The sequence below is a fragment of the Gemmiger sp. An120 genome (genome assembly GCF_002160955.1).
GTDB lineage: Bacteria > Bacillota > Clostridia > Oscillospirales > Ruminococcaceae > Gemmiger_A > Gemmiger_A avium.
This window is the reverse complement of the sequence record NZ_NFLN01000027.1, coordinates 18,866-33,052: the sequence shown is the minus strand read 5'-3', so window position 1 is coordinate 33,052 and position 14,187 is coordinate 18,866. Positions and strand designations below refer to the sequence as shown.

At 64.8% G+C, this 14,187-nt stretch carries 14 protein-coding genes; 8 read left to right on the top strand and 6 right to left on the bottom strand.

Translation table 11 applies throughout. The features are described 5' to 3' along the window. Positions 1-184, top strand: a 184-nt coding sequence (locus tag B5E65_RS16275) for a hypothetical protein (protein WP_158098608.1), incomplete at its 5' end; no start/stop codon positions are given. 59 nt (positions 185-243) lie between these two features. Here B5E65_RS16275 and B5E65_RS14680 read toward each other — a convergent pair. From B5E65_RS14680 to B5E65_RS14660, 5 genes are all read right to left on the bottom strand, one after another. After that, positions 244-1,608, bottom strand: a complete 1,365-nt coding sequence (locus B5E65_RS14680; protein WP_087172514.1) for an alanine/glycine:cation symporter family protein — start codon at positions 1,606-1,608, stop codon at positions 244-246. A 107-nt stretch (positions 1,609-1,715) separates the two neighbouring features. Beyond that, the gene (locus B5E65_RS14675; RefSeq protein ID WP_087172513.1) at positions 1,716-2,102 is read right to left on the bottom strand and encodes a YbaN family protein; all 387 of its coding nucleotides are present in this window, start codon (positions 2,100-2,102) and stop codon (positions 1,716-1,718) included. After that, positions 2,099-2,458, bottom strand: coding sequence for a nitrous oxide-stimulated promoter family protein (locus B5E65_RS14670; protein ID WP_087172512.1), 360 nt, complete (start codon positions 2,456-2,458; stop codon positions 2,099-2,101). The genes B5E65_RS14675 and B5E65_RS14670 overlap by 4 nt, the downstream gene beginning before the upstream one ends. Beyond that, entirely contained in the window at positions 2,455-4,134 is a 1,680-nt protein-coding gene (locus tag B5E65_RS14665) for an amino acid ABC transporter ATP-binding/permease protein (protein ID WP_242957572.1), read from the bottom strand. Before B5E65_RS14665 ends, B5E65_RS14670 begins: the two co-directional genes overlap by 4 nt. After that, positions 4,125-5,861, bottom strand: a complete 1,737-nt coding sequence (locus B5E65_RS14660) for an ABC transporter ATP-binding protein/permease (protein WP_087172511.1) — start codon at positions 5,859-5,861, stop codon at positions 4,125-4,127. Before B5E65_RS14660 ends, B5E65_RS14665 begins: the two co-directional genes overlap by 10 nt. Before the next feature lie 303 nt (positions 5,862-6,164). On the opposite strand from B5E65_RS14660, the gene B5E65_RS14655 reads away from it, so the two are divergent. Next, positions 6,165-7,550 carry a Sapep family Mn(2+)-dependent dipeptidase gene (locus B5E65_RS14655; RefSeq protein WP_087172510.1) on the top strand — a complete coding sequence of 462 codons (1,386 nt, stop codon included), beginning with the start codon at positions 6,165-6,167 and terminating at the stop codon, positions 7,548-7,550. A gap of 70 nt (positions 7,551-7,620) precedes the next feature. Further along, positions 7,621-9,219, top strand: a complete 1,599-nt coding sequence (locus tag B5E65_RS14650) for a phospholipid carrier-dependent glycosyltransferase (protein WP_087172509.1) — start codon at positions 7,621-7,623, stop codon at positions 9,217-9,219. Between the two features lie 81 nt (positions 9,220-9,300). Here B5E65_RS14650 and B5E65_RS16755 read toward each other — a convergent pair whose 3' ends face one another. Then, on the bottom strand, positions 9,301-9,429 hold the full coding sequence (locus B5E65_RS16755) for a hypothetical protein (protein ID WP_275532883.1): 129 nt from the start codon (positions 9,427-9,429) through the stop codon (positions 9,301-9,303). 254 nt (positions 9,430-9,683) lie between these two features. Here B5E65_RS16755 and rsxC point away from each other — a divergent pair, with 254 nt between their 5' ends. From rsxC to B5E65_RS14625, 5 genes are read left to right on the top strand one after another with little or no spacing between them, the layout of a single operon-like run. Beyond that, positions 9,684-10,994 (top strand): electron transport complex subunit RsxC, encoded by a 1,311-nt coding sequence (rsxC, locus tag B5E65_RS14645; protein ID WP_087172508.1) that lies wholly within the window; start codon positions 9,684-9,686, stop codon positions 10,992-10,994. After that, positions 10,995-11,924, top strand: coding sequence for an RnfABCDGE type electron transport complex subunit D (locus B5E65_RS14640; RefSeq protein WP_087172507.1), 930 nt, complete (start codon positions 10,995-10,997; stop codon positions 11,922-11,924). After that, on the top strand, positions 11,917-12,897 hold the full coding sequence (locus B5E65_RS14635; RefSeq protein WP_087172506.1) for an FMN-binding protein: 981 nt from the start codon (positions 11,917-11,919) through the stop codon (positions 12,895-12,897). Before B5E65_RS14640 ends, B5E65_RS14635 begins: the two co-directional genes overlap by 8 nt. 3 nt (positions 12,898-12,900) lie before the next feature. Beyond that, a complete protein-coding gene (gene rsxE, locus B5E65_RS14630) occupies positions 12,901-13,572 on the top strand; it encodes an electron transport complex subunit RsxE (protein ID WP_087172505.1) in 672 nt (223 codons plus the stop codon). Next, positions 13,572-14,180, top strand: coding sequence for an electron transport complex protein RnfA (locus B5E65_RS14625; protein WP_087172504.1), 609 nt, complete (start codon positions 13,572-13,574; stop codon positions 14,178-14,180). The genes rsxE and B5E65_RS14625 overlap by 1 nt, the downstream gene beginning before the upstream one ends. Positions 14,181-14,187 lie beyond the last annotated feature (7 nt).

The following is a 14,187-nucleotide window of genomic DNA, read 5'->3' as shown; positions in this document are numbered from 1 at the left end:
GGCCCCCACCGCTTCGCCCGCCCCCACGGCAAGCCCGGAGACGGTGGAAGAGGAACAGACCCCGCAGGCCCCCGCGGAAGAAACCGCCGGATTCCCGGTAGCCGCCGTGGCGGTGACCGGCGTGGTACTGCTGCTGGCGGTGCTGGCGCTGGCGATCTTTTTCGCCCGCCGCCGCCACGAGTAAACCATAGAAAAAAGGAGCCGTCCCCCGGCCGGGGGACGGCTCCTTTTTTGCGGCAGCAATCAGTTGGGCAGGGTGTCGCCGGATTCCTCCAGGTGATCCTCCCACAGAAAATACCGGGTCTCTTTGATAATTACGCCGCTGAGCAGCAGCACCGCGATCAGGTTGGGAAAAGCCATCAGCGCGTTCATCAGGTCGGCAAAGTTCCACACGATGTCCAGGCTGACCACCGCGCCCAGGAACACCGCCGCCAGAAATACCAGCCGGTATACCAGGATGCCCTTGGCGCCGATCAGGTATTCCATGCAGCGCTCGCCGTAGTAGCTCCAGCCCAGGATGGTGGTGAACGCAAAGATGGACAGCGCCACCGTCAGCACATACTGCCCGCCGGGCAGAACGCCGAAGGCCAGGCGGGTCATGGCGTCGTCGCTGGCGCCCACGTAGGCCTCCGGGCTGCGCAGCATGCCGCTCACCACTACGATGCCGGTCATGGCGCAGACAATTACCGTATCCCAGAAGGTGCCGGTCATGGACACCAGCGCCTGCCGCACCGGGTTGCAGGTCTGGGCGGTGGCCGCCGCGATGGGGGCGGTGCCCAGGCCGCTCTCGTTGGAAAACAGGCCCCGGGCCATGCCGTACCGGCAGGCGATCATCAGCGCCCCGCCCGCAAAGCCGCCCGCCGCCGCCTGCCAGCCAAAGGCGCTTTTAATAATGGTGGCCGCCGCGGGCAGAATGCAGGCCCGGTTCAGAAACAGGATGGCCAGACAGCCCAGAATGTAGAACAGGCTCATGAAAGGCACCAGCTTTTCGCACACCCGGCTGATCACCTTGACGCCGCCCAGAATCACCACGGCGGTCAGCAGGGTGATCACCAGGCCGCTGGCCCACACCGGCACGCCGAAGGTGGTGTGCACCACGTCGCTGATGGCGTGGCTCTGCACGGTGCTGCCCGCGCCCAGGGTGGCGAACACTGTGAACACAGCGAAGATCACCGCCAGCCATTTCCAGCCCAGGCCCCGCTCGATGGTGTACATGGGGCCGCCCACCACCGCGCCCTGCTTGTTGCGGGTGCGGTATTTTACCGCCAGCAGGGCTTCGCCGTATTTGGTGGCGATGCCGAACACGCCGGTCAGCCAGCACCAGAGCACCGCGCCGGGCCCGCCCAGGGCGATGGCGGTGGACACCCCGATGATGTTGCCGGTGCCGATGGTGGCCGCCAGGGCGGTGGCCAGTGCCCCGAACTGGCTGATCTCACCCTGCGCACCCTCGTCCGGCCGCAGGCTCATGCGGATGGCCTTGCCGGTGTACCGCTGGATAAACCGCAGCCGCACCGTAAGCAGCAGGTGGGTGCCCAGCAGCATCACCAGAATGGGGCCGTTCCAGATAAAATCGGCGCATACCTTAATCAGTTGATTGAGCGCTTCCATGATAGACTCTCCTCTCCCCCCGCGCCGCACTGTGGCGCGCTGATGCTTTATCATAGCATAAATCCCGGCGGGCACGCAAGGCGCGCCCGCCGGGATGGGGGAGAAGTTCAGGATTCGCTGTTTTCCTGCTCGGGCAGGGTGCGGATGCCGAAGATAAAATACAGCACATGCCCGGCCCAGACGATGCCCAGGATCACCCGGCCCACCGGTACCCGGCCCATCATGGCAAACCCGATGGCCATGGTCAGGGTCACCAGGGTCATGATCCGCAGCTTGGTGCGCCGGGTCATGCCCCGGCCCGCCACAAAGCTTTCCAGGTTTTCCTTATATAAACGGGTGCCCACAAACCAGCGGTGCAGCCGTTCGGAGCTGCGGGCAAAACAGTAGGCCGCCAGCAGCAGAAAAGGAAAGGCGGGCAGCAGCGGCAGCGCCGCGCCCAGGGCCCCCAGCCCCAGCCCGATAAAGCCGCCGGCCAGATACAGCAGTTTTTTCATGAGTTTTCCTCCGATCGTCCGGTTTGGTTCAGTTTATGCCGCAGGGTGTTGGCGATGTGCCGCAGCGCCCACACCGGATGGTACAGCAGCATCCGGGGCCCGGCCCACCGCATCACCTGCCGGATACCCTCCCGCATGGCGGGGGCGTAGCAGGGATGCGGGCAGGTGGAACAAAAGGTCTTTTCCGCCATGCGGGGGCAGCGGGCGCTGCGGGTACGGGCGTAGTCGGCCAGCGCCGCGCAGTCCGGGCAGAGTGCGCCCTTTTCGGTGCCGTGATGGGCGCGGCAGTACAGCCCGATCATAAAGGCCACCATCCCGGCCTCCCGCGCCCGGCGGGTTTCCATATCCCGGCTCATGCCAGCCGCCCGCCTTCCATGGTCAGCACCCGGTCCGCCACCCGCAGGGTGGAGGGCCGGTGGCTTACCACCAGCACGGTGCGGCCCGCCCGCTGACGGCGCAGCGCCCGCAGGATCACCGCCTCATTCAGGCTGTCCAGATTGCTGGTGGGCTCGTCCAGCAGCAGGAACGGCGCGTCGTGCAGGAACGCCCGGGCCAGCCCCAGCCGCTGCCGCTCCCCGCCGGACAGGGTGTCGCCCAGCTCGCCCACCGGGGTATCGTACCCCTGGGGCAGGCTCTGGATAAAGTCGTGTACCGAGGCCATTTTGCAGGCGGCCTCTAGGTCCTCCTGGGTGGCGTCGGGCTTGGCGATCCGCAGGTTGGCGGCGATGCTGTCCCGGAACAGATGGGTGTCCTGGGTCACCAGCGCCTCCATCTGCCGCAGCCGGGCGGTGTCGATGCCGTCCACCGGCGCGCCCGCCACCTCCACCCGGCCTTTCTGCACCTGCCAGAACCGCATGAACAGCCGCAGCAGGGTGCTTTTACCGCTGCCGCTGGGCCCGCAGATGCCCACCACCGAGCCTTCCGGGATATCCAGCGACACATCCGCCAGCACCGGCTGCTCCCCGTAGGCAAAGCCCACCTGTTCCGCCTTTGCCCCGGTAAAGGGGCCGGGATCGGGCAGGCCGGCCAGTTCCGGGGCGGCGGGTTCCTCGTCCAGAATATCCAGCACCCGGTCCGCCGCCGCCAGGGTGGTCTGCAGGGTGCTGCCCAGCCCCGCCAGCGCCGCCGTGGGCCCAAAGGAACCCATCAGCGCCAGGGTGGGCAGCAGCACGCCGGGCAGATCCACCGCGCCCCGGGCATACAGCGCCGAGGCCAGGGCCAGCATCCCGATGTCAAAGGCCAGCATCACCGCGCCGGCCGCCGCCTGGGCCCGGGCCGCCTGGGCCTTCATCCGGTCCTCCTGGTCGGCCAGTTCCCGGGCCCGGTGCTCCAGCCCGGCCAGACGGGCCTCGCCCGCGCCGTACTGCAGAATCTCCGGCAGGCCCCGCAGGCTTTCCAGCACATAGCCGCTCATGGCGGCGGACTGTTCCCGGGCCAGCCGGGCGTCCTGTCCGCCCCAGCGGGCGATGAGCAGCGGCGCGGCCAGACCCACCGTCAGGTAGGCGGCCAGCGCCAGCAGCCCCAGCAGCGGGTGAAAACTGCCGATGAACACCGTCATCACCCCGCTGAACAGAATCGCGATCAGCACAGGGGAGATGGTGTGGGCGTAGAATACCTCCAGCAGCTCAATGTCGGAGGTGATCAGGCTGATCAGGTCGCCCCGGTCCCGGCCCTCCAGCTTGGCGGGGCAGAGCCGCCGCAGCGCCCGGAACACCTTGTCCCGGATCAGGGCCAGCAGCTTGAAGGCAATGAAGTGGTTGCAGGCCTGCTCGCCGTAGCGCAGCGGGCCCCGCAGCACCGCGAACACCGCCAGCAGCACCAGCGCCGTTCCGGCGGAAAGGGGCAGGGCATACCCGCCCGCGGCCAGCACCGCACTGGCCCCCAGCACAGTCAGGAACGCCGCGCACAGATGCCCGGCCAGCCCCGCCAGGATGGCCAGCGCCATATACCCGGCCAGCGGCCGTACCAGCAGCGCCAGACGCCCCATCACCATCGGGGCGGATCGTTTGGTATGATTCCCGTTCACAGGCATGCCGCCTCCTTTTCTCCCTCGTGTTCCAGTTCCTGCTGGGTGTTCCACAGCCGGGCGTACAGCCCGCCCGCCGCCAGCAGTTCGGCGTGGCGGCCCTGCTGGGCCACCCGGCCGTTCTCCAGCACATAGATCCGGTCCGCCCCGGCCGCGTTGGCCAGCCGGTGGCTGATCAGCAGCACCGTGCGGGTGCGGGCCAGCCGGTGGATCTCGCTCATGATGTCGTTCTCACTCTCCGCGTCGATGTTGGAGGTGGCTTCGTCAAAGATGTACACCGGGCTGTCCTGCAGCAGCGCCCGGGCCAGCGCCAGCCGCTGCCGCTGCCCGCCGGACAGGTTTGCCCCCCGCTCGGCCACCGGCGCGTCCAGGCCGCCCGCCTGCCGGGCAAAGCCGTCCAGCTTCGCCCGTTTCAGCGCGTCCCAGAGCTGTTCGTCGGTGGCATCCGGCGCGCCCAGACGCAGGTTGTCCGCCAGGGTGCCCTTGCACAGCCAGGCGTTATGGCCCAGGCAGGTCACCGTCCGCAGCAGGCCGGTTTCGTCCAGTTTCTCCAGCGGCACGCCGCCCATCGTGACCTGGCCCTGCCAGCCCTTGACCCGGCCGGTCAGCAGGGCGGCCAGGGTGCTCTTGCCGCAGCCGCTCTCGCCCACCAGGGCCACAAACCCGCCTTGGGGCAGATCCAGATCCACCCCTCGCAGGATCTCCCGCCCCGGCTCATAGCCGAAACGCAGATCCTGGCAGCGGATGGCGGTGTCGGCGGGAACCGGCTTGCCGCCCGCCGGCGGTTCGGGCATATCCAGCAGCCGGAAGATCCGGTCGCTGGCGGCCATGCCGTTCATGGCAATGTGGAAATAGCTGCCCAGCTGCCGCATGGGCAGGAAAAAGTCCGCCGAAAGCAGCAGCACCAGCACACAGCCGCCCAGGCTCAGCCGCCCGGCGGTGTACTGGCTCACCGCCAGCCCGATGCCCAGCGCCGCTCCGCCAAAGGCCACCAGATCCATGATGCTGATGGAGTTCAGCTGCATGGTCAGCACCCGCATGGTGATGCGGCGGAACTGCTCGGCCTCCCGGTTCATCTCCTCGTTGCGGCGCTCGTCGGCGCTGTAGATTTTCAGGGTGGTCAGCCCCTGCAGATTTTCCAGAAAACTGTCCCCCAGGGCGGTGTACTGGCCCCAGTATTTGCTCAGCAGCTTTTTGGCCCAGGTCTGCACCGCCGCGATGGCCGCCGGGATCAGAGGCACACAGATCAGCAGCGCCGCGGCCGCGGGCAGGCAGACCGGCGCCAGCACCGCGAACAGGGTCAGCGGAGCCAGCATGCTGTAAAAGAACTGGGGCAGGTAGGCGCCGAAATAGCTTTCCAGCTGATCCACGCCCTCCACCGCCGCCTGTACCACCTCGGCGGTGTTCACCTGCTGGCGGTAGGCCGGGCCCAGCCGCAGCAGCTTGGCGTAGATCTGCCGGCGCAGTGCCAGCTTTACCGCCCGGCTGGCCTTGTGGGCCATCCGGGCCGCCGCTTCGGTGCAGGCCATCCGCACCGCCGCCGCCCCGGCCAGCGCCAGCCAGAAGCCTGCCCCGGGCAAACCGGCCCCCGCTGTCAGACGGTCGATGAAAAAGGCGATCAGCCCCATCGCTGCCAGATTGGCCAGAAGCGCCGTCCACTGCAGCCCCACGCTGGCCGCAATGCGCGGACGGCTTTCGATGACCATCCCGATCAGCCGTTTGTTGATCATCATGCTCCCTCATGTCCTTTCCGTGTAGTTGCCCTTGCGGTTTGTAATGCAAAACTTATGTTAGTTAAAACTAACGAACGGGCAAAAAAGAAGCGGCGCCAACAAGTTCGCGCCAACTAACTTCCGGGCACAGCTTACCACAGCCGGGGCGCATCTGTCAAGCCGGAACGGCAGGTTAACAGGATTTTCACACCGCTGTGACGCGGTAAAAGGGCAAAACCCGTTTTCACAGGTGGAAAAGCGTGGTATAATATCCCCAAACGCGCGCCGCCGCGCGCATCTTTGCAGCAAAGGAGAACACAGAGCATGGCCAATGTGTATATGGACAAGATCGAGGCCTTTGTCCGGGCCAATGAAGAAAATGTGATCCGGGACATCAAGCGCCTGGTGGATATTCCCAGCGTGGCGGGCACCCCTGAGCCCGGCGCGCCCAACGGGGCCGGCCCCGCCGCCGCTCTGAAAGAGGCCCTGGCCCTGGCCGGCGAGATGGGGCTGGCTACCGGCGAGTTCGAGGGCCATATGGGCTGGGCCGAGCTGCCCGGCTCCACCGACAAGCAGATCGCCACCATCACCCATATGGACGTGGTGCCGGCGGGCAACGGCTGGACCGGCGACCCGTTCAACATGCGGGTGCAGGACGGCTGGCTGATCGGCCGCGGTGTGGCCGATGACAAGGGCCCCGGCGTGCTCTGCCTGTACGCCCTCAAGTTCCTGAAGGAGAACAACGTGCCGCTGAAGTATTCGGTGCGGGCCCTGCTGGGCACCAGCGAGGAGACCGGCATGGAGGACATCGACCGCTATCTGGCCGGCAACCGGGCCCCGGATTTCTGCTTCAGCCCGGACGCGGAGTTCCCGGTCTGCAACGGCGAAAAGGGCCATTTCCGGGCCGATCTGGTCAGCCCGGTGTGCGGCGGCCAGGTGCTGGCCTTTGAGGGCGGCGTGGCTTTCAATGCGGTGCCCGACCGGGCGGCCGCGCTGGTGCGGGCCGAGGGCCTGCTGCCCGCCGAGAACATCACCCTGGAGCCCGGCGAGGAAGCGGGCACCGTCTGGGTGCGGGGCTGGGGCAAGAGCGGCCACGCCGCCATGCCGGAAGGCACCCGCAACGCCATCGGTCTGGTGGTGGATTACCTGCTGGCCAACAAGGTGGGCAACGAGGCGGAAACCGCCTATTTTGAGGTGCTGCACAAGCTGCACGCCTCCACCGACGGCAGCGCCCTGGGCATCGCCGCGGACGACGGCCTGTTCACCCCGCTGACCGTGATCGGCGGCACCATGAAGATGGAGAACGGCCGGATGCTCCAGTCGGTGGACAGCCGCTTCCCCACCAACACCACCGGCGAGGCCATCCGCGACACCCTGACCGCTCTGTGCGGCAGCGCGGCGGCGGTGGAGAACGTAGGCATTGCGGTGCCCTTCTACATCGCGGCGGACGCGGCCCCGATCCGTGCCCTGATCGACACCTACAACGAGGTCACCGGTGAGAACGCCGAGCCCTTCACCATGGGCGGCGGCACCTACGCCCGGCACTTCCCGCTGGCGGTGAGCTTCGGTCCCGAGCGGCAGGACCTGCAGCTGCCGGAATTTGCCGGCCCGATGCACGGCGCCAACGAGGGCGCCAAGATCGAGCACCTGATGCAGGCGCTCAAGATCTACATCCTGGCCCTGGTCCGGCTGCAGGAGATCGATCTGTAAGGCAGTAAACAAACAAGGCCGCCCGGCCGCGAATGGCCGGGCGGTTTTTTGGATATGAGGAGGAACAAGAATGCAGACAATTCGCGACCGTCGCCGAATGCTGGTACTGGCCGTACTGGTGGTGCTGATTCTATTGGGGGCAGCGATGCGGATTGCCGCCTGCTGGAAAGGCTATCCGGAGTTGCAGGGGGCTGACGAATCCATTGTGGTGAAACAGGCCATCGGCCTGCTGGAACGCCATTCTTTTGAAGCGGATACCTATTCCTGGCCGGCGCATCTTTTGGTCAAGGCCAGCGCCGTGATTTTTGAGGTTTACAGCCAACTTCGGTTCGGACAGTCCGCAGTAGAGATATACGCACTCAATCCGGCGTCCTTTTATGTGCTGGCCCGGGGCTTCTGCGCCTTGCTGGGCACCCTGATGATTCCACTGGCCTGGTGGATCTGTGAAACGGTCAAAAAGGGCGCCGGCCTCTGGGGGGCGGTGCTGTTTACCTTCTTCTCAGTATACATTGAACATTCCGGATATGATACTCCGGATGTGCCCTTGGCGTTCTTCACTCTGCTGGCGATTGCTCTGGCGATCCGATATCTGGACAAGGCAACCTGGGGCCGCCTGGCCGCCTTGTGCATCTGTGTGGGGGCAGGGATCACAGTTAAGTATACCGGCGCGTTGGCCTGCCTGCTGGTGGCGGCTGTGGTCTGTATTCAGGCCTGGAATACCCGCAGCGTAAAGCTGTTTTTCCTGGGCGGTGTATTCAGTATAGCTGTGGTGTTTTTGTCCTTCTTCTTGCTGGCTCCCAATCTGGTTACCAACTGGCAGCATACTGCCTGGCAGCTGGGGATTGAGGCTCGGGGTTCCTACGGATTGACAGCGTTTTTCATTAAACTGCGGGACTATCTGCTTACCTGGATCAATGCGGGGCCCGGCGTGGAAGGGGTTCTTCTGGCAGCGGTGGGTACCGTTTGGCTGGTCCGCCGCTGGAAAGCCCGATATCTGCCTTTGTTTCTGGGCCTTGTATATTGGGCTTGCTTGAGCGTTATGGGACTGTGGTGGGTGCGCTGGGGCACACCATTCTATACCACGCCACTGCTGCTGGCAGCGGTGGGGCTCAGTGCGTGTGCCGATTTGGTACACGCTGCCCTGGCGGATAAGGTCCGCGGTCTGAAAGTGCTGGCCAAGCCGGTGCTGGCCGGTCTGCTGGGCCTGGTGGTGCTGGCGGGAACGGTCAGCACCGGTCTGCTGGCTTTTGCGCGCTGTCTGGCGCCCCAGACCATCCTGGCCTCGGCGGACTGGTGCCGGGAAAACGGCATTGCCGAATCGGATTGCCTGTACAATGGCTATACGGCGTTTGCTGTCAGCTGGGCGGCCGAACTGGGCTGTTCGGTGGACGAAGAGGGAAATCTGGTTACGCCGGAGGGTAAGGAAAACGCCCAGTATGCACTGATCAGCACACTGTACAAGCGTTTTATTGACAATTCGGATCTGCCCGATGCGGCGGCAGGCTACCAGTATATCTTCGATAACTGGACTTTGGTCCATACAATTGAGGAGTGGGCTCCTTCCAGCCCGTTTGCCTGCGTGAACACCGGATACAGCCTGGCCCGAATTATCTGGCTGGCACAGGGGGGCGTGGCAGGCGACCCGATCCGAATCTACCAGCGTGCCTGATACACGGTAAGCCCCTGTAGTTTCCAAAACAAAACCCCGGCCCTGCAACAGGGCCGGGGTTTGTGTGTCTGCTGGGGAAGATTACTCTTCGTCCGGATCGTCGTAGATCTCCACGTAGCGGGGGCTCTTTTCCTGCTCCAGCAGGGACAGCCCCGCCAGCAGGGCGGCCAGGGCGGCCAGCAGCACCAGGATCTTCACAAGGGTTTTCACGGGGCAACTCTCCTTTTTGGGGGCCGGGGCCCGCTGGGATTTTCTCCAGTATACCATATTAAAGGCGCTGGTGCAAAGGGTTTATTTTTTAACAGGTGAAAAGCGCCGGAATCCGCATGAAATCAGGGGTTGCCGCGTACTTTTTTGTTGACAGCGCCCGCGGAAATGATACAATAAGATAGTATGCTGTTTGTCAGATTACAAACGGTTCTTACGGTGTACAGAATCCAAGGAAATGGGGGATCGTTCAATCCATGTTTAAAAAACTGAAGCGTTCGGCCCTCGGGGCAAACGTCCCGCACGAAAAGGCGACGGCGGGTATGGCAACGGTTAAAATGCCGCTGCCCGCGCGCATCGTGCTGCCCATGCAGCAGCACATCGGCGCACCCTGCACCCCGGTGGTCAAGAAAGGCGACACCGTCCGGGTGGGCACCCTGGTGGGCAAAGCGGGAGGCTTTGTCAGTGCCAATATCTACTCCGGCGTGTCCGGCACCGTCAGCGGCATCGAGACCGTTGTGGGCTCGAACGGCGCCGTGATGGAGGCCGTCGTGATCGTGCCGGACGGCCAGCAGACGGTTGATCCGTCGGTGCAGCCGCCGGTTGTTACCGATAAGGCGGGCCTGGTCAAGGCCGCGCAGGACTGCGGCCTGGTGGGCCTGGGCGGCGCGGGCTTCCCCACCGCCGTGAAGCTCAGCCCCAAGACCCCGGTGGACACCCTGGTCATCAACGGGGCCGAGTGCGAGCCCTACCTGACCGCTGATACCCGGGAATTCCTGGAAAACAGCGAGACGGTCATCAGCGGCATCGAGGCCGTGATGAAGTATATGGAGATCAAGCGCTGCGTGATCGGCATCGAGCGCAACAAGCCCGAGTGCATCGATCTGATGTGCAGCCTGGTCAGCGGAATGGCCGGCGTGGAGGTCAAGCCTCTGGCCAGCCGTTACCCCCAGGGCGCGGAAAAGACCCTGATCGAGAGCACCACCGGCCGTGAGGTCCCCCGCGGCGGGCTGCCCAGCGATGTGGGCGTGATCGTGATGAACGTCACCACCATCTCTACCCTGGGCAAGTTCCTGGCTACCGGCATGCCCCTGACCACCAAGCGCCTGACCGTGGACGGCGATGCCGCCGCCAAGGCCTGCAACGTGGAGGTCATCGTGGGCACCCCTGCGCAGGACGTGATCGATTTCGTGGGCCTGAAGGAAGGCGTCACCCTGGGCAAGGTTATCTGCGGCGGCCCCATGATGGGCGTCTGCCTGGCCGATACCAGCTTCCCGGTGATCCGCCAGAACAACGGCCTGCTGCTGGTCAGCGACAAGGCCGCCGTGCTGCCTGAGCCCGGCCCCTGCATCCGCTGCGGCCGCTGCATCGAGGGCTGCCCCATGGGCCTGGCTCCCGTGCAGATCGCCGGTGCGTTCCAGAAGAAAGACGTGGCCGCCCTCACCGCGCTGCAGGTAGACCTGTGCGTGCTGTGCGGCACCTGCAGCTATGTCTGCCCCGCCAAGCGCCCGGTCACCCAGACCATGAGCCTTGCCAAGGAGCTGCAGAGAAAAGGAGGCAAGAAATAAATGGAAAACCGCTTGCTTGTTACCGCCTCGCCCCACATCACCGGCCGGGAGACCACCCGCGGGCTGATGGGCAACGTGATCGCCGCCCTGGTCCCCTGCATCGTGGCTGCGGCGCTGATCTTTGGCTGGCAGGCGCTGCTGCTGGTGGGCGTGACCACCGCCGCCTGCGTGGGCTTTGAGTATCTGTACTGCCTGATCATGAAGAAGCCCAACCCGGTGGGCGATCTGTCCGCCGTGGTTACCGGCATCATCCTGGCTCTGAACATGCCTGTCACCATGCCCCTGTGGATCGCCGTGGTGGGCGCGTTCATCGCCATCGTGCTGGTCAAGCAGCTGTTCGGCGGCATCGGCGCCAACTTTGCCAACCCGGCTCTGGTGGCCCGTATCGCCCTGTTCAGCGGCTTTGCTTCCCGCATGACCGCCGTGGTCATCCCTGACTGCGTAACGGTGGACGCTCTGAGCAGCGCCACCCCGCTGCAGACCGCCGACATGGGCAGCCTGCCTGTGCTGGACCTGCTGCTGGGCCGCTACGGCGGCGTTATGGGCGAGACCTGCAGCCTGGCCATCCTGATCGGCCTTGCCTGGCTGCTGATCACCCGCACCATCAGCCCGGTCATCCCGGTCACCTACCTGGCCACCGTGGCCGTGCTGTTTGCCATCGCGGGCGAGCCTGTGCTGGCCAACCTGCTCACCGGCGGCCTGCTGTTCGGTGCTGTCTTCATGGCCACCGACTACGTCACCAGCCCCTTCACCCTGCGCGGCAAGCTGGTGTTCGGCCTGGGCCTGGGCCTGATCACCTTTGCCATCCGTATGTGGGGCGATCTGCCGGAAGGTGTTTCCTATGCCATCCTGTTCATGAACCTGCTGGTGCCCTACATCAACAACCTGACCCGTCAGGTACCCCTGGGAGGTGGCAAGAAACATGGCTAAGAACAAGAGCAATACCTGGGAAAATGTGGTCAAACCCATTGTGGTGCTGGTCGTGATCTGCCTGATCACCAGCGCCCTGCTGGCGGTGACCAACTACTTCACTGCGCCCATCATCAAGGAAAAGGAACAGCAGGCCGCTTATGCCGCCTACTTTGAGGTGCTGCCCGGCGCAGACAGCTTCACCACCGTGGAAGGCTTTGCCACCACCGGCGTGGAGGAGGCCGTCAAGGCCGACAACGGTACCGGCTACGCCTTCAAGGCCGTAGGCAAGGGCTTCGGCGGCGACGTGCCCGTGATCGTGGGCGTGGACATGGACGGTGTCATCACCGGCGTGTCCTTCATGCAGAACTCCGAGACCAGCGGTTTCGGTGCCCGTCTGTGGGACGGCAGCGAGGACGGCGCTACCTACGCCGCCGAGCTGACCGGCAAGAGCGGCAGCGTGGCCCTGGGCCAGGACGGCGTGAACGGCCTGTCCGGCGCTACCGTTTCCAGCACCGCCGTTGTGAACGCGGTGAACAGCGCGCTGAACTGCTTTGCCGAGGTGGCCCTGGGCCAGGAGGCGACTGTGGAAGAAGCCGCTCCCGCCACCCTGGAAGAAGCGGTGACCGCCCTGCTGGGCGAGGGTGCCGCTGAGGCCAGCGCCGAGGGCGCTGTGGCCGCCTACACCAGCGCCGACGGCGCGCTGACCCTGGTGGCCGTGGAAGCCGAAGGCTTTGCGCCCATGACCGTGGCTGTTAGCTTTGACGCCGAGGGCGTTGTGGCCGACCTGTGGGTGGACGTTTCCGGCCAGACCCAGGGCATCGGTACGCCTGCCGGTGAGGCTGCCTACACCGACCAGTTCGTGGGCCTGTCTGATGCGGCTGCCGTGGACGGCGTGGACACCATTGCCGGGGCTACCCTCTCCAGCGACGGCGTCAAGACCGGTGTTGCCGCCTGCATGGAGATCTTCCAGACGATGAAGGGGGGCAACTAACCAATGAACAGCAAAGTTAAAACCCTGACCAACGGCCTGCTCAAGGAGAATCCGGTGCTGCGCCTGGTGCTGGGCACCTGCCCCACCCTGGCTGTTACCACCGCGGCTTCCAGCGGCCTGGGCATGGGCATCGCGGCCACCTTCGTGCTGATCTGTTCCAACATCGTGATCAGCGCGCTGCGCAAGGTCATTCCCGATAAGGTCCGCCTGCCGGCCTATATCACCATTATCGCTACCTTCGTGACCATCGTGCAGATGCTGGTCAAGGCATTCTTTACCGAGCTGGATACCGCCCTGGGCGTGTATCTGCCCCTGATCGTGGTCAACTGCATCATCCTGGGCCGTGCCGAGATGTTCGCTTCCAAGAACAAGGTTGTGGACAGCGCGCTGGACGGCGTGGGCATGGGCCTGGGCTTCACCCTGACCCTGGTGCTGATGGGCTCCTTCCGTGAGCTGATCAGCAAGGGCAGCATCTTCGGCGTGATGATCCTGCCCGAGAGCCTGGACCGCTTCACCCTGATGGGTTCCGCGCCCGGCGGCTTCTTCACCTTCGGCCTGTTCATGGCCCTGGTGGTGTGGATCGAGATCAAAACCAACAACCGCATCAAGCGGAGCATCGGCTGCGAGGGCTGCCCCAGCAAGGGCGCCTGCGCCGGGAAAGGGGAGTGTGAATAATGGAGCTTGCTGCCATTTTCTTCACCATGATTCTGGTGAATAACTACGTTCTGGTGCAGTTCCTGGGCATCTGCCCCTTCCTGGGCGTGTCCAAAAAGCTGGACTCCGCCTTCGGCATGAGCTGCGCGGTCGTCTTTGTTATGGTGCTGGCCACCGCGGTGACCTGGCCCATCCAGACCTTCCTGCTCACCCCGGCGGACGGCCGCTGGGATCTGGGCTACCTGCAGACCATCGTCTTCATCCTGGTGATCGCCGTGCTGGTTCAGCTGATCGAGATCGCCATGAAGAAGTACATGCCCCCGCTGCACAAGGCCCTGGGCGTGTACCTGCCCCTGATCACCACCAACTGCGCGGTGCTGGGCGTTACCATCCTGAACATCGACAACGGCTACAACTTTGCGGAGTCCATCGTCTGCGCCGCCGGCGCGGGCTTCGGCTTCATGCTGGCCATGGTGCTGTTCAGCGGCGTGCGTCAGCGCCTGGAAGACGCGCAGCCCCCCAAGTGCTTTGAGGGCCTGCCCATCACCCTGGTTTCCGCGGCCATCGTCAGCCTGTCCTTCACGGGCTTCGGCGGCATCGTGGACGCCATCTTCAAAACTGCGGCTTAAAGGAGGA

Coding starts and splice junctions, on each gene's coding strand:
- B5E65_RS14635 (WP_087172506.1), top strand. CDS start 11,917: ATGGCTAAGAACAAGAGCAATACCTGGGAAAATGTGGTCAAACCCATT.
- rsxE (WP_087172505.1), top strand. CDS start 12,901: ATGAACAGCAAAGTTAAAACCCTGACCAACGGCCTGCTCAAGGAGAAT.
- rsxC (WP_087172508.1), top strand. CDS start 9,684: ATGTTTAAAAAACTGAAGCGTTCGGCCCTCGGGGCAAACGTCCCGCAC.
- B5E65_RS14665 (WP_242957572.1), bottom strand. CDS start 4,134: ATGCCTGTGAACGGGAATCATACCAAACGATCCGCCCCGATGGTGATG.
- B5E65_RS14680 (WP_087172514.1), bottom strand. CDS start 1,608: ATGGAAGCGCTCAATCAACTGATTAAGGTATGCGCCGATTTTATCTGG.
- B5E65_RS14655 (WP_087172510.1), top strand. CDS start 6,165: ATGGCCAATGTGTATATGGACAAGATCGAGGCCTTTGTCCGGGCCAAT.
- B5E65_RS14660 (WP_087172511.1), bottom strand. CDS start 5,861: ATGATGATCAACAAACGGCTGATCGGGATGGTCATCGAAAGCCGTCCG.
- B5E65_RS14625 (WP_087172504.1), top strand. CDS start 13,572: ATGGAGCTTGCTGCCATTTTCTTCACCATGATTCTGGTGAATAACTAC.
- B5E65_RS14675 (WP_087172513.1), bottom strand. CDS start 2,102: ATGAAAAAACTGCTGTATCTGGCCGGCGGCTTTATCGGGCTGGGGCTG.
- B5E65_RS14670 (WP_087172512.1), bottom strand. CDS start 2,458: ATGAGCCGGGATATGGAAACCCGCCGGGCGCGGGAGGCCGGGATGGTG.
- B5E65_RS14650 (WP_087172509.1), top strand. CDS start 7,621: ATGCAGACAATTCGCGACCGTCGCCGAATGCTGGTACTGGCCGTACTG.
- B5E65_RS14640 (WP_087172507.1), top strand. CDS start 10,995: ATGGAAAACCGCTTGCTTGTTACCGCCTCGCCCCACATCACCGGCCGG.